The organism is Streptomyces afghaniensis (genome assembly GCF_044327915.1).
GTDB lineage: Bacteria > Actinomycetota > Actinomycetes > Streptomycetales > Streptomycetaceae > Streptomyces > Streptomyces afghaniensis.
The window spans coordinates 123,716-138,309 of record NZ_JBIRGJ010000011.1; the positions used below are offsets into that span (position 1 = coordinate 123,716).

Here is a 14,594-nt window from a genome sequence, read left to right on the forward strand (position 1 = left end):
GCTGGTCGCGCAGTTCCCCGCGCCCCTTAAGGGCGTGAATCCACCCTCACTCCTCAGAAAAGGGACCCCTCACCCTCATGAACGCCGTCACCCGCTCCGAACACGACCTGCTCGGCGACCGGGACGTTCCCGCCGAGGCCTACTGGGGTGTGCACACCCTGCGCGCCACGGAGAACTTTCCCATCACGGGCATGACCATCTCCGCCTACCCGCACCTGATCGACGCGCTGGCCGCCGTCAAGGAGGCCGCCGCCCTCGCCAACGAGGAACTCGGCCTGCTGGAGCCGGAGAAGGCCGCCGCCATCGTCGAGGCCTGCCGGGAGATCCGTGACGGCAAGCTGCACGACCAGTTCGTCGTCGACGTCGTCCAGGGCGGCGCCGGCACCTCCACCAACATGAACGCCAACGAGGTCGTGGCGAACCGGGCGCTGGAACTGCTGGGCCACGCCAAGGGCGAGTACCGGTACCTGCACCCCAACGAGGACGTCAACCTCGGCCAGTCCACCAACGACGTCTACCCCACCGCCGTCAAGATCGCCACGGTGTTCGCCGTGCGCGGGCTGCTCGACGCGATGTCCGTCCTCCAGGACGCGTTCGCCCGCAAGGCCGTCGAGTTCCGCGACGTGCTCAAGATGGGCCGTACACAGTTGCAGGACGCGGTGCCGATGACGCTGGGTCAGGAGTTCTCGGCGTACGCCGTCATGATGGACGAGGACCGGTCCCGTCTTGCCGAGGCCGTCGAGCTGATCCATGAGATCAACCTCGGCGCCACGGCGATCGGCACCGGCCTCAACGCCCCCGCCGGATACGCCGAGTCGGCTCGCCGCCACCTCGCGGCCATCACCGGCCTGCCCCTGGTGACGGCGGCCAACCTGGTCGAGGCGACCCAGGACTGCGGCGCCTTCGTCCAGATGTCCGGCGTGCTCAAGCGCATCGCCGTCAAGCTCTCCAAGAGCTGCAACGACCTCAGGCTGCTGTCCTCCGGCCCGCGCGCCGGGCTCGGCGAGATCAACCTGCCGCCGGTGCAGGCCGGTTCGTCCATCATGCCCGGCAAGGTCAACCCGGTGATCCCCGAGGTCGTCAACCAGGTCGCCTTCGAGGTGATCGGCAACGACGTCACCATCACCATGGCCGCCGAGGCCGGACAGCTCCAGCTCAACGCCTTCGAGCCGATCATCCTGCACTCCCTCTCGGAGAGCATCACGCACCTGCGCGCGGCCTGCCTCACCCTCGCTGAGCGCTGCGTGGCCGGCATCACCGCCAACACCGAGGCGCTGCGCGCGACTGTCGAGAACTCCATCGGCCTCGTCACCGCGCTCAACCCCCACATCGGCTACACGGCCGCCACCGACATCGCCAAGGAGGCCCTCGCCACCGGCCGGGGCGTGGCGGAACTCGTCCTGGAGAAGGGCCTGCTGCCCGCCGAGACACTCGCCGGCCTGCTGCGCCCGGAGGTCCTGGCCGGCAGCGGCCCGGCTCCGGCGGCCTGACGGACACGAGCACACCGGGACCGGCACGGAGGGACAATCGGATCATGACGTCGTCGACCACCTTCCAGCCGGTCCTGGAGCGCATCGCCGAAGAGGTCGAGCGGACGCCCGGCCGTGGCCGGCCCGCCGACTACATCCCGGTGCTCGCCGCCCGCGACCCGCGCAGCTTCGGCATGGCCGTCGCCGAGCCGGACGGCACGGTGTACGGCGTGGGGGACTGGCGGCAGCCCTTCTCCGCGCAGTCCATCACCAAGCTCTTCACCCTGGCCCTCGTCCTGGCCCGCGAGGGCGACGCCCTGTGGGAACACGTGGGCCGCGAGCCCTCCGGCAACCCCTTCAACTCCCTGGTCCAGCTGGAGTACGAGAACGGCATCCCGCGCAACCCGTTCATCAACGCGGGTGCCCTCGTCGTCACCGACCGGCTGCACACCCGTACCGGCGACGCGTCGGGCGAACTGCTGGCGTTCCTGCGGGCGGAGAGCGGCAACACGGACCTGACCTTCGACGAGGAGGTCGCGGCCTCCGAGAGAGCCCACGGCGACCGCAACGCCGCCCTCGGCCACTTCATGGCGTCCTACGGCAACATCGACAACCCGGTGCCGGTCCTGCTCGACCAGTATTTCCGGCAGTGCTCGATCGCGGCGTCCTGCGCCGACCTCGCCCTCGCCACCACCTTCCTCGCCCGGCACGGCATACGCGCCGACGGCACCCGCCTGCTCACCCGCAGCCAGGCCAAGCAGATCAACGCGATCATGCTGACCTGCGGCACGTACGACGCGGCGGGCGACTTCGCCTACCGCGTGGGCCTGCCCGGCAAGAGCGGCGTGGGCGGCGGCATCGTCGCGGTCGTCCCGGGCCGCTGCACGCTGTGCGTGTGGAGCCCGGGCCTGGACGAACGGGGCAACTCGGTGGCGGGCGTGGCGGCCCTGGACAGATTCACGACGCTGACGGGGCTGTCGGTGTTCTGACAGAACCTACCGGCCCGCACCTGATCACCGGCCGGTCACCCTTCGGCTTCCCACCGGAGCACTCCCCGTTGCTTTCGAGCCACCCCGCGTTGACACGCTGCCCGAGTGTTGGCCATGGCTTTCCCCGTCGATCTCCGCCGCTGCCAGATACTCGGTCTGGCCGGTACCGCATTCCTCGCGGCAGGCGGTGAGACGGCCGGAGCCCTGCCCGTACGGGACCTCCTCCACCCGGCCTCCGCGCGCGCCGCCCTCGGCCTGGTCGCGGTGTACTTCGGACTCGTCCTGCTGATCGCGGCCTGGGCGATGCTGGGCCGGCTGGTCCGAGGACCGAGACCCCCCGCGCCCCGCGCCCTGCTGCTCGTCCTCGCCGTCTGGGCCACCCCGCTGCTGCTCGCCCCGCCGCTGTTCAGCCGGGACGTGTACAGCTACCTCGCCCAAGGGGCGATGGTCGACGCGCACATGGACGTCTACGCGCACGGGCCCTCGCAGCTCGGCGGCCCGCTCGCCGGCGAGGTCGCCCCGCTCTGGCGGCACACCGGCGCCCCGTACGGCCCGGTGTTCCTCGCCGTGGCGGCGGCCCTGTCGGCGCTGACGCGCGGTGAACTGCCCGCCGGACTGTTCGGGATGCGGCTCGTCGCACTCGCCGGCGTGGCCCTCATGGCCGCCGCGCTGCCCCGCCTCGCACGCCACAGCGGCGCCGACCCGTCCGCCGCGCTGTGGCTCGGCGCCCTCAACCCGCTGGTCCTGCTGCACCTGGTCGCGGGCGCGCACAACGACGCCGTCATGCTGGGTCTGCTCGGCGTCGGCCTGGTGGCGGCGCTCGGCCGGTGGCCGGTTCTCGGCGCGGTCCTCGTCACGCTCGCCGCGCTGGTCAAGGCGCCCGCCGCGCTCGGTCTCGCCGCCGTTGTCGTCCTCCAGGTCCGTGCGGGCCGCAGCACGGCGAAGGCCGTCGTCACGACCGCCGCGGCGGCCGCGGGGACGACCGTCGCGGCCACGGCCGCGGCGGGCACCGGATACGGCTGGATCGGCGCCCTGAACACCCCCGTCTCGCCCCAGAACTGGGCCCTGACCACCCTGCTCGGCCGCGCCACCCGCGCCCTGCTGGAACACCTCGGCAGCGATCTCGCGCCCCTGGCGATCCCCGCCTGGCACACCCTGGGCGTCGTGACGGCCGGGGTGGCGATCGTCCTGATATGGCTCCGGCTGCGCCCGCGACCGCTGTACGCGCTGGGGCTGAGCCTGGCGGCGGTGGCCGCGCTCGGCCCGGCGATCCGCCCCTGGTACGCCCTGTGGGGTCTGTTCCTCATCGCCGCCGCCGCGCCCAGCACCTCCGTACGCCACCGCATGGCGGCCGTGACCGGTGTGCTGGCGCTCTGCGTCCTGCCCGGCGGCGGCCCGGCCGACACCGGGCAACTCGTGCTGGCCGTCTCCGGCGGCGCGCTCGCGGTCGTCGTACTGTGGCAGGCCCACCAGGCCGAGCTGGCACCGGCGCTGGGACGCACGGCATGACTCCGGCCCCGCCGCGCACCGACCGCGGACGACTGCTGCTCGTGCTCGCCCTCGCCACGGTGGTGACGGTCTTCACCGCGACCGTGCCCCTGCTGCGCGACTGGTTCGACCTGCGCGTCTACTACGGGAGCATCGACAGCTGGGTCCACCACGGCGGCCGGATCTACGATTACCGGGTCCCCGGCACGGTGTACGGGTTCACCTACCCGCCGTTCGCCGCCGTCGTCATGCTGCCGATGGCCCTGCTGGACCTCCACACCGCGATCGCCGCCGCCCTGCTGCTCAACCTGGCGGCCCTGGCCCTGATCCTGCGGCTGCTCGCCGGCCCGGCATGGCGGCGCCCCGGCTGGTACGGCTGGGCCCTGGCCGCCTGCGCCCTCGCCTTGTTCGAACCACTCCGCGACACCTTCAGCTTCGGCCAGGTGAACCTGCTGCTGCTGGCTCTCGTGCTCACCGACGCGGCGCTGCTCGCCACCGGACGCACACGCTGGGCGGGCATCGGCATCGGACTGGCGGCCGCGATCAAGCTCACGCCGGCGTTGTTCATCGGTCTGCTGCTGGTGGCCAGGCGGTGGCGCGCGGCGGCGGTCGCCACGGCCGTCGCCCTCGGTGCCACGGCCCTCGCGGCGTCGGTGGACCCCGACGCCTCACGCTTCTACTGGACCCAGGCACTGTGGGACACCAACCGGGTCGGGCGCCTCGGCTACGTCTCGAACCAGTCGGTGCAGGGCATCCTGGCCCGGCTGGGCGAGGCGGACCGGGCGGTGTGGGCGGCGGCGGTTGTGCTGCTCCTGGGCGTGTGGGCGCTGCGGGCCCGCCGGGCGGTCGCCGCGGGGGACTGGACTGCGGCCTTCGCCCTGACCGGCCTGGCCGCCTGTCTCGTCAGCCCGATCACCTGGGTGCACCACCTCGTGTGGCTGCTGCCGTCCTTCGCCGTGCTGATCCGTACCGGCCGCGTCCGGATCGCGGGCGCCCTGTACGCGGTGCTGTGCACCAGCGTGGTGTGGCTGTGGTTCGACGACGCGTCCGGCGTCGACGGGTTCCTGGGCAGCAACACCTACGCCTGGATCACCCTCGGCCTGCTGCTGTGGCTGCCGGTCGGTCAGCAGCCTCCGGACCGGCGGACCGGCAGCCGCAGCACCAGCACGACCGCAGCCGCGCCCAGCCCGGCGGCACCCGCGATCAGCCCCGCTTCCGTCCAGCCGGAGCCGGTCTCCCTCGGCACGGCGGACGCGACGGCGGGCGCGGTCGCTGCGTCCGGTCGGGCGGCGGCCCTCGAAACGTCGAGGGAACCCACCGGTTCGACCCGGCTGCCCGCCTCGAAGCCCCAGTCGAGCAGTGAGCGGGCCTCCTCGTACACCGCGGAGCCGCCGCCTTCCTGAGGGTTCATCACCGTCACGACGAGGGTGCGCCCGCCGCGCCGCGCCGCCGCGACGAGCGTGCTGCCCGCCTTGCTGGTGTAGCCGTTCTTGATGCCGATCAGTCCCCGGTACGGCTTCACACCGGGAGCGCCGCTCAGCAGCCGGTTGGTGTTGCGGATCGGGTACGACCAGCTTCCGCCGCCCGGGAACCTGGCCTCGACGGTGGCGCAGTACCGCGCGAAGTCGGGGTTGCGCAGGCCGACCCGGCCGAAGACCGCCAGATCGAACGCCGACGACACCTGGCCCGGCGCGTCGTAGCCGTCGGGGGAGACCACGCGCGTGTCGTGGGCGCCCAGGGCCCGGGCCTTGGCCTGCATGCGCTGAGCCGTGGCCCGCCAGCCGCCGTTGAGTTCGGCCAGGACGTGCACGGCGTCGTTGCCGGAGTTGAGGAAGACGCCCCGCCACAGGTCGGCGACCCGGTAGGTACGCCCCTCGGTGACCCCGACCATGCTGCTTCCGGCCCCGATGCCCCGGAGCTCCTCCCCGCGGACCGTGTGCCGGATTCCGGCCGGCAGCGTGGGCAGCACCGTGAGGGCGAACAGGGTCTTGAGAGTGCTGGCCGGGGGCAGTCTTCGGTGCGCGTTGTGGGCGGCGAGCACCTCGCCGGTGCGGGCGTCGGCCACCAGCCAGGACAGCGCGGAGGTCTCCGGGAGGCGCGGCGCACCGGCGCGCGGGCGGACCTGGGTGCCGGGGCGGTGCAGCAGCGAGGGGTGCCCGGCCGCCGCCCTGGGCCCGGCCGGCGGACTGGGTTCCGCCCTGCCGGAACCGGCCGCCGCGGCGGGCATCAGGGCAAGCAGCCCTGCCGCACAGAGCACACAGGTCGACGCGGTCACCCGGGAAGAGAATCCGTTGATCATATGATCAACGTAGAAACGGTTGTCCTCCGCACCGCGACGACCGGGCCGGACACCACGCGCGAGCACCCGGATGCCGCACGCGCGGCCGACCCGGTGGTACCGCACGGCGCGGCAGCAGCTACGGGACAAGGAGCTGGAGCGGGTCCTGCGGAGCGTTCTCTTACCCCTGTATCCGAGGGCCGCGTACTTTCCGGACTTCGGGCATGGAAGCGATCGTGGCCACGCCCCCGCATGGGCCGGGCAGCTGACCCGGCTGGAAGCGCGCAAGGGGTTCGTGGGCATGCTGCGCGTACTGGAGGTCAGCTGTCCCAAGCAGACCGCCGACCGGGATCTGCACCTGGCCGGTCGTGGACTCACGCTCGTCCCCTCGTACTTCGACTGGGGCGAGCCGGTCGCCTTCGCCGATCCGCAACTGCCGCGCGCTGCGCGCCGCCGCCACCGGCGCCACGACCGCCGAGATGGCCCGTGCCGCCGGCGTCTCGGCGTCCTAGGCCAGCCGGCACGCCACCGCGCTGCGCGACGCGGGGCTCATCACCACCGTCCGGCACGGCCCGGCCGTACTGCACACGCTCACGCCCGCGGGGGCGTCCCTGCTGCGGGCGGGCACGGGCGGTCCCGGCTGACGCGACAGCTCACTGCGAGGGCAGTGTCGGCTGGATGCGCCGAAGGAAGGTCGCGTTGTCCGGGGTCTCGCGCATGCGTTCCAGGAGGGTCTCCAGGGCGCCCTGCCCGTCCCGGTTCTGCAGCACGCGCCGCAGGCCGTGCACGGCCGCCAACTCGGCCGGTGGCAGCAGGAGTTCCTCACGGCGGGTGCCGGAGGGGATGATGTCGACGGCCGGGAACACGCGCCGGGACGCCGGTTCGCGGCTCAGGCGGAGCTCCATGTTGCCCGTGCTCTTCAGCTCCTCGAAGTAGAAGTCGTCGGCCCGGGAACCGGTCTCCACCAGCGCCGTCGCGAGGATCGTGAGGGAACCGCCCTCCTCGGCCGACCGGGCGGCGCCGAAGAACCGCTTGGGGCCGGTCAGCGCGGACGCGTCCACGCCCCCGGTGAGGATGCGGCCTCCGGAGGCGGCCGCGTTGTTGTGTGCCCGGCACAGCCGGGTGAGGGAGTCGAGGAGGATCACGACGTCCTCGCCGGCCTCGACGAGCCGCTTGGCGCGTTCGATCACGAGCTCGGCGAGTGCGATGTGCTGCTTGGCGCTCCGGTCGAAGGTCGAGGCGTACACCTCGCCCCGGACGCCGCGCTGCATGTCGGTGACCTCCTCGGGCCGCTCGTCGAGCAGCAGCATCATCAGCCGGCACTCGGGATGGTTGCCGGTGACGGCGGCCGCGAGCTGCTGGAGGAGGACCGTCTTGCCGGTCTTGGGCGGGGCCACGAGAAGCCCGCGCTGGCCCTTGCCGACCGGTGCGATCAGGTCGACCACCCGGCCGGCCAGTCCGGCGGCCGGGTGTTCGAGACGCAGGCGCTCATGAGGATGCAGGGGCGTCAGGTCCCGGAAGTGCCGGCGGCCGCGCAGTTCCGCGGGCGTACGGCCATCGACCCGTGCGACGTCGGTGAGACCGCGCCGGTCGCCCAGGGCGCCCTCGACGAGGTCGCCCTTGCGCAGGCCGTGACGGCGGATCAGGGCGGGGGAGACCGCGGGATCGGTGGGTGCGGGCAGGCAGTTCTCACCGCGCAGATGCCCCTTCCCGCCGGCATCGATGTCGAGGACGCCGAAGGCGGTCCGGGACTCGGACTGTTGCGGGACCGGCGGGGTGTCGAGTGTGGTGGTCATGGTGATGTGTCCTTTCACGGACGGCAGGCATGGGACATGCGAAGGGGAGGGGAGAGAGCCGCGAGGTGAGGGCCTGAGCAGGCCTCCGGCGGCGGGGAACAACACCTCGGATACGAGAGAGCACGTCGAGGTGCCGGAAATGACGGAGAGAAAAGGAAGAACCGCACCGGCGCCCACAGACAGGGGCGTGCACGAGTGCTGTTTGCAGGTTACCACCCGACGGGGCGCCGGGGGAGAGGGATACGCGTCAGCGGGTGGCCAGCAGCCCGTACAGCAGGGGGATCCGCGGCTCGGGCAGCCGCCACCAGCCGGACTCCGTACGGACCATCCGCGGCCAGCGCGGCCAGGGAAGTTCGTCGCTCTCCCGCAGTCGCCGGACGGCCAGTCCCGCATCCGTCAACGCGTTGACGACCTCGCCCATTCCATGCATCCACTCGTAACTGTCCGTGGCGCCCTCGACGGCCGGGCCGTCCGTGTAGGTGTGGGTCGCGTCCCGGTGCACGGGACCGCCGCCGCCCAGGTAGTCGTGGCGCAGGAGCAGCTCGGGACCCTCGCCCGGAGCCGGTTTCGGGCCGAGCGAGTTGAGCAGGGGATGGAACTCGACGACGTACAACCGGCCGCCGGGACGCAGGAGCCGGCCGACGACCTCCGCCCACCGGTCCAGGTCCGGCAGGTAACACAGGGCGCCCTTGCCGGTGTAGACGACGTCGAACCGCCGCCCGCCGAGGGCCTCGTCGGCGTCGTACACGTTCGCCCGGACGTACGTCACGTCCGCGCCGGCCTTCGCGGCGATGCCGGTCGCCGCCGCCACGGACGCCTCGGAGAAGTCCAGGCCGACGGCCCGGGCACCGCGCCGTGCGAAGGCGATCGTCTCCGTGCCGAGGTGACACTGGAGGTGCAGCACGTCACGGCCGGCCAGCTCGCCCAGGTCCTCCCACTCCCAGGGCGCGAACCAGCGCTCGGGGTCGGGGTCCTGGTCGAGGCCGTAGAACCGGCTGGCGAGATGGACGGGCGTGCGGGCGTCCCAGTTCGCCTGGTTGGCCCGCATCAGCCGGTCGTGATCGACGGACGTCATGAGGACATCCAACCGCCGGCGGTCCGCGAGCGGCGGCAGAACGCGGGAAACAGTCCGCCGGACGTGTCGCTCACATCGAGTGCGCCCGCGCCTCCTCGGCGATCCGCTCGAACTGCGCGCCCATCGCCGCCGCGAGCGCCTGCGCCGCCGACAACGGACGCACCATCACGGTCAGTTCGTCGATGAGACCGTTCTCGTCGACGTGGATGAAGTCGCAGCCGTCGATTTCCCGGTCGCCCACGCGGGCGGTGAAGACCAGGGCGTGGTCACGGCCGTTCACGTCGTTGATCTCGCGCACGTAGCGGAAGTCCTCGAAGACACCGGAGACGGCGCGCAGGATCGCCGCCGTGATGGGCTTGCCGGTGTACGGCTTGAACACGACCGGGCTGGTGAAGACGACGTCCGGCGCCAGCAGCGCCTCGGCGGCGTCGAGGTCGAGTGCCTCGACCGCCTCACGGAATGCACGCATCGAACCCGCCTTAGTCAATCAATTGAGTAGATGCGGAGTAGATTAATCAAGCATTGATACGGTGTCCATATGTCTCTCGAGTGAGCCGCGGCCTAGTCTGGGTCGATGTTCAGCCCCGAAGGTCCCAGCCTGCGTGAGCTCGCCGTCCAGGCGCTGTCGTCCGTCGAACGCGGCTACGACCTCCTCGCGCCGAAGTTCGACCACACCCCCTTCCGGACGCCCGACGCGGTCCTCGGCGCTGTCGAGTCGGCCTTGCGGCGGACGGGACCCTTCGACGCCGGGCTCGATCTGTGCTGCGGCACCGGCGCGGGTGTCGGTGTGCTGGCGGGGGTGTGCCGGGAGCGGGTCGTCGGTGTCGACTTCAGTGCGGGCATGCTCGACGTGGCCCGGGAACGGGTCAGGCCGACCGGGCCGCCGGTCTCCTTCGTCCGTGCGGACGCCCGCACCCTGCCCTTCGGGCCCGCCTTCGACCTGGTGGTGAGCTTCGGGGCCTTCGGGCACTTCCTGCCCCACGAGCTGCCCGGACTGTTCGGGCAGGTCCGCTCCGTCCTGCGGCCGGGCGGCTGCTTCGCGTTTCCCCTGGTCGCCCCACCCCGCCCGGGCTCGCTCGGCTACTGGACACTGCTCGGCTTCGACACGGTGATGCGGGTGCGCAACGCGCTGTGGCGGCCTGAGTTCGTCATGTACTACCGCGCGTTCCGCCTCGGGGACGTACGGCGTGAACTCACCCGGGCCGGCTTCCGGGTGGACCTCCACGCGCTGCCGGAGTTCGGGCGGCGACGGGACGGCAGCCCGCGGGTCCGCCTGGTCGTCGCCCGGACGCCGGTCTAGTCAGTCGCGCAGGAAGTTCAGCAGATCGTCGTTGAACGCCTTCTCGAAGTCGCCCACCAGACCGTGCGGGGCGCCCGGGTACACCTTCAGCGTCGCGTCCTTGACGATCTGGGCGGTCCGCTGGGCCGAGGCGCCGATCGGCACGATCTGGTCGTCGTCGCCGTGCGCCACCAGCGTCGGTACGTCGATCTGCCGCAGGTCCTCCGTGAAGTCGGTCTCCGAGAACTGCGCGACGCAGTCGTAGGCGCCCTTCAGCCCGGCCTGCATGCTCCACATCCAGAAGGCCCGCCGCACGCCCTCCGACACGGCCGCCCCGGGCCGGTTGAAGCCGTAGAAGCTCTCGCTCAGCTCCCAGTAGAACTGCGAGCGGTCCGCCGCCACGGCCGCGCGGATCCCGTCGAAGGCGTCCTTGGGGGTGCCCTCCGGATTGGCCTCCGTCCGCAGCATCAGCGGCGGCACCGCGCCCAGCAGCACTGCCTTGGCGACCCGCGCGGTCCCGTGCCGCCCGATGTAACGGGCCACCTCTCCGCCGCCGGTCGAATGGCCGACCAGGACCACGTCGGTGAGGTTCAGCGCCTCGATCAGCTCGGCCAGGTCGTCGGCGTACCGGTCCATGTGGTTGCCCTGCCACGGCTGACCCGAGCGGCCGTGCCCGCGGCGGTCGTGCGCGATCGCCCGGAACCCGTGCTCGGCGACCAGCCGCGCCTGTCCGTCCCAGGCGTCCGCGTTGAGGGGCCAGCCGTGGCTGAACACCACGGGCTGCCCCTCGCCCCAGTCCTTGTAGTAGATCTCGGTTCCGTCGGACGTGGTGAACGTGCTCATGAAGCATCCTTTCGGTGGGGTGTGATCTCGAGCTTCCTCTCGATGATCTCCGTGATCCGGGGTTCGCGCCGCCGGTACCGGTAGGAGAAGGGCCCTCGCGGGGGCGTACCCGGCCCGGGTCCTGGGCGACCCCGGCCGCTTCACGCGCCGCTCGGCGTCGGCGTCCGGCCCGGCAGTGTGAACTCGTAGACCAGGGCGTCCTGTTGGTCGTCCACCACCAGGTCGGTGATCTCCAGCGGGCGCGCGTACTGATCGTGCACGCGGCGCGTGACTCGTACCGACGGTGTGCCCGCCAGGCGGGTGATGGCGTCGCGATGGTGCAGCGTCAGGCCGGCCCGGCGCATCCAGTCGTAGGCCCGCCGCAGATGGGCGGTGGCGGTGCCGTCGGCGCGGTCGCGGTAGCGGGCCAGTTCCTCCACCTCCGCGAGCGCCACGGCGGAGAAGGACGTCACGGCATTGCGCAGCCGGCGTCCGTCGGCCGTCGCGCAACGGTAGCGGTGGATCAGGGTCGGCCGGCCCGGGGCCAGACCCAGGGCCTTGGCGTGGTCCGGCGGGGGCGGCTCCCAGGCCACGGTGGCGCGGGCGACCGTGCCCGGGGTCGCGGCCCGGGCCCCGACCGGGAAGGTGAGCGAGGCCGGGCTCTCGACCGGCGGGCCGGGCAGGGTGGCGTGGCTGCCGCGCCGGTCGGTTGCGACGAGACCGTCGCGGCGCAGCAGTTCCAGCGCCTGCCGTACGGTTTCCCGGCTGACCCCGAAGTGCCCGGCCAGCCGCCGCTCGCCCGGCAGTCGTTCCCCGGGCGGCACGGTGCCGTCGCGCAGTTCGCCGAGCAGCTCCGTGGCGAGCCGCCGGTACAGGGGCTCTCCTTCGGCCGTCGGGTGGTCGTGCGGGGTGGTGCGGGCCATGCCGCGCCTCCTGTTGGTGACGTTCGGTAGCCGTGCGGGCTCGGTGCGCCACCAGGTCTAGCATTGGTCTAAACCAGCAGGGAAGGGTGGCCGTGCGGTTCGGCCGAAACCGGCCCGCCCGCACTCGCGGTCACAGAGCGCTGTAGAGAGCGTCGACCAAGGCCGTCTTCCGCGGGTCGTCCGCGATATGGGGCCCCATACGGTTCATCACGTACCCCATCGACACCTGCGCCTCCGGGTCGGCGAGCCCGCAGGAGCCGCCGAAACCGTCATGACCGAAAGCGCGCGGGTTGGGTCCGTAGGAGCCCTTGGGGCCGCTGAGCCACAGCCCGAGCCCCGCCTCCGTCTCGCCCAGCCCGGCGCCGAGCACCAGGTCCCGGCAGCTGCCCTGTCCCTCGCGCACCCGCTCGGCGGCCTCGGGGGACAGGATGCGCTTGCCCCCGTACGAACCGCGCCCCGCGAAGACGCCGTACAGCTCGGCGACCGCACGTGCGGTGCCGTGACCGTTCGCCGCCGGTATCTCGGCGGCCCGCCAGCCGGGCGTGAGGGCCCCGGCGGCGGACACCGCGGGGTTGGTCACCGCCGCGATCGCCGCGGGCGCCAACTGGGCGAACACGGCGGCCTGTTCACTGCTCGCCGCGACCGGTGGCTGGTCCAGCTCCGCCACCCGTCCGTAGTGCTCCTCCGGCAGGCCGATGCGGAAGTCGATGCCGAGCGGCCCGGTCACCTCCCGCTCCAGGAAAGCCCCGGGCATCAGCCCCGACACCCGCCGGACGACCTCGCCGACCAGATGGCCGTAGGTCAGGGCGTGATAGCCGGACGTGGTTCCCGGTTCCCACCAGGGCTGCGTCGCCGCGAGCCGCTGGGTGGTCAGCTCCCAGTCGCAGAGCTGCTCCAGCGAGTGCGGTTCGCGCAGCCCGGCCAGTCCGGCGCGGTGGGACAGCAGGTGCCGTACGAGGACCTTCTCCTTGCCGGCCGCGGCGAACTCCGGCCAGTACGCGGCCACCGGCGCGTCGAGGTCCAGCAGCCCCCGGTCGGCCAGGATGTGCGCGCACAGTGCCACCGGTCCCTTGGTCGTGGACCACACGTTGACCAGCGTGTCCCGTTCCCACGGCCGGGTGTGTGCCGCGTCGGCCCAGCCGCCCCACAGGTCCACCACCGCCTCGCCGCCGACGGTGACGGACACCGCGGCACCCAGCTCGCCCCGCTCCCGGAAGTTCTCCTCGAACGCCCTGCGCACCGCCGCGAAACGCGCGTCGCAATGACCGCGCACCTGTGCCTCGTTCTCGGGCATGGGCCCCTCCACCACCTCGCCGGACCCGGGCCGCCGAGGTGCGGCCCGGGCGCGAAGAACGTACCGACTGGTCGGACTTGGTGGAAGCCTGCCGCCGCCGAAACGGCCGGAACAGTCGCCCGTCGGCGGCGGGATCAGATGTACGAGCGCATCCAGCGCAGCTTGGCCTGCTCCTGGAAGGGGCCGCCGCCCTCGTGGTCGTTGAAGTCGTACACCTCGATCGTCTTGTCCTCGTGGCTCCAGGCGTTGAAGGCCGCGAAGACGGTCGACGGCGGGCAGGTCTGGTCCTCCAGGGCGGCCGAGAAGAGCGCGGGGGCCCGGCCGCGGGCGGCGAAGTGGACGCCGTCGAAGTAGGAGAGCGTGTGCAGGGCCTCCTCGGTACGGCCGCGGTGCGTCTTGAGGTACAGGCCGATCTCCCGGTACGGGTGGCGGTCCGTGATCGTCGCCGCACGCGGGTAGTCGCACAGGAACGGCACGTCCGGCGCTATGCCCGCCAGGTCCGGGACCAGGCCGCCCACCGCGATCGTGATGCCGCCGCCCTGGCTGCCGCCGACGGCGACCGTGCGCGCCGGGTCGGTGAGCGGGTGCGAGCGGGCCGCCTCCACGGCACGCACGGCGTCCGTGAACACCCGGCGGTAGTAGTAGTTCTCCGGCGCGTCGATACCGCGCGTCATGAAACCCGGGAACGCGGGCGCGCCGCCCACCGGGTCCGCCGTGCCGCCGCCCCCTCCCCAGGCGCTGCCCTGCCCGCGGGTGTCCATCACGAAGTGCGCCCGGCCCGTGGACGCCCACAGCAGATGCTCGTGCGGCAGCCCGCGTCCTCCGCCGTAGCCGATGAACTCCACGACCAGCGGCAGCGGGCCGTCGGCCCCCGCCGGCAGCGTCAGCCAGCCCTTGACCGGATGGCCGCCGAACCCGGCGAACGTCACGTCGAACACCTGCACAGTGGACAGCCCCGTGTCGACCGGTTCGAAGCGGGCGTCCAGGTCGTGCTCGCGCGCCTCCTGGAGCGTCTTGGACCAGAAGGCGTCGAAGTCCTCGGGCTCGGTGGACGCGCTGCGGTACTCGCGGAGTTCGTCGAGAGGAAGGTCGAACAGGGCCATGTAGGACCGCCTTGGGTGAGGAACGGCTGCGGAGACAGTGCGGATGATCACACTACGTGTGTGATCGGAGGACCCGCC

Annotated in this window: 12 protein-coding genes and 1 pseudogene; 5 read left to right on the forward strand and 8 right to left on the reverse strand. The window is 72.4% G+C overall.

The window, feature by feature from the left end; translation table 11 throughout:
* The first annotated feature begins 77 nt into the window (after positions 1-77).
* From aspA to ACH4G3_RS37070, 4 genes are all read left to right on the forward strand, one after another.
* The gene (aspA, locus tag ACH4G3_RS37055; RefSeq protein WP_397628582.1) at positions 78-1,490 is read left to right on the forward strand and encodes an aspartate ammonia-lyase; all 1,413 of its coding nucleotides are present in this window, start codon (positions 78-80) and stop codon (positions 1,488-1,490) included.
* Between the two features lie 44 nt (positions 1,491-1,534).
* Positions 1,535-2,458 carry a glutaminase gene (locus ACH4G3_RS37060; protein WP_397628583.1) on the forward strand — a complete coding sequence of 308 codons (924 nt, stop codon included), beginning with the start codon at positions 1,535-1,537 and terminating at the stop codon, positions 2,456-2,458.
* Positions 2,459-2,572: 114 nt separating this feature from the next.
* Positions 2,573-3,967 carry a polyprenol phosphomannose-dependent alpha 1,6 mannosyltransferase MptB gene (gene mptB, locus ACH4G3_RS37065; RefSeq protein ID WP_397628584.1) on the forward strand — a complete coding sequence of 465 codons (1,395 nt, stop codon included), beginning with the start codon at positions 2,573-2,575 and terminating at the stop codon, positions 3,965-3,967.
* Complete coding sequence (locus tag ACH4G3_RS37070) at positions 3,964-5,349, forward strand: glycosyltransferase 87 family protein (RefSeq protein ID WP_397628585.1); 1,386 nt, start codon at positions 3,964-3,966, stop codon at positions 5,347-5,349. The genes mptB and ACH4G3_RS37070 overlap by 4 nt, the downstream gene beginning before the upstream one ends.
* 11 nt (positions 5,350-5,360) lie before the next feature.
* On the opposite strand, the pseudogene ACH4G3_RS37075 reads toward ACH4G3_RS37070, so the two are convergent.
* From ACH4G3_RS37075 to ACH4G3_RS37090, 4 genes and pseudogenes are all read right to left on the reverse strand, one after another.
* A pseudogene (locus tag ACH4G3_RS37075) lies at positions 5,361-6,527 on the reverse strand (D-alanyl-D-alanine carboxypeptidase family protein); the annotation flags it as partial.
* Positions 6,528-6,877: 350 nt separating this feature from the next.
* On the reverse strand, positions 6,878-8,020 hold the full coding sequence (gene rho, locus ACH4G3_RS37080) for a transcription termination factor Rho (RefSeq protein WP_397628586.1): 1,143 nt from the start codon (positions 8,018-8,020) through the stop codon (positions 6,878-6,880).
* Between the two features lie 247 nt (positions 8,021-8,267).
* The gene (locus ACH4G3_RS37085; protein ID WP_397628587.1) at positions 8,268-9,095 is read right to left on the reverse strand and encodes a methyltransferase; all 828 of its coding nucleotides are present in this window, start codon (positions 9,093-9,095) and stop codon (positions 8,268-8,270) included.
* 70 nt (positions 9,096-9,165) lie between these two features.
* On the reverse strand, positions 9,166-9,564 hold the full coding sequence (locus ACH4G3_RS37090) for a nuclear transport factor 2 family protein (protein ID WP_397628588.1): 399 nt from the start codon (positions 9,562-9,564) through the stop codon (positions 9,166-9,168).
* A 105-nt stretch (positions 9,565-9,669) separates the two neighbouring features.
* On the opposite strand from ACH4G3_RS37090, the gene ACH4G3_RS37095 reads away from it, so the two are divergent.
* Entirely contained in the window at positions 9,670-10,395 is a 726-nt protein-coding gene (locus ACH4G3_RS37095) for a class I SAM-dependent methyltransferase (RefSeq protein ID WP_397628589.1), read from the forward strand.
* Here ACH4G3_RS37095 and ACH4G3_RS37100 read toward each other — a convergent pair whose 3' ends face one another.
* The 4 genes from ACH4G3_RS37100 to ACH4G3_RS37115 form a co-directional block, all read right to left on the reverse strand.
* A complete protein-coding gene (locus tag ACH4G3_RS37100; protein ID WP_397628590.1) occupies positions 10,396-11,217 on the reverse strand; it encodes an alpha/beta fold hydrolase in 822 nt (273 codons plus the stop codon).
* A 140-nt stretch (positions 11,218-11,357) separates the two neighbouring features.
* A complete protein-coding gene (locus ACH4G3_RS37105) occupies positions 11,358-12,119 on the reverse strand; it encodes a GntR family transcriptional regulator (RefSeq protein ID WP_397628591.1) in 762 nt (253 codons plus the stop codon).
* Between the two features lie 130 nt (positions 12,120-12,249).
* Complete coding sequence (locus ACH4G3_RS37110) at positions 12,250-13,413, reverse strand: serine hydrolase domain-containing protein (protein ID WP_397628592.1); 1,164 nt, start codon at positions 13,411-13,413, stop codon at positions 12,250-12,252.
* Between the two features lie 134 nt (positions 13,414-13,547).
* A complete protein-coding gene (locus ACH4G3_RS37115; protein WP_397628593.1) occupies positions 13,548-14,516 on the reverse strand; it encodes an acetylxylan esterase in 969 nt (322 codons plus the stop codon).
* Between the last annotated feature and the right edge of the window lie 78 nt (positions 14,517-14,594).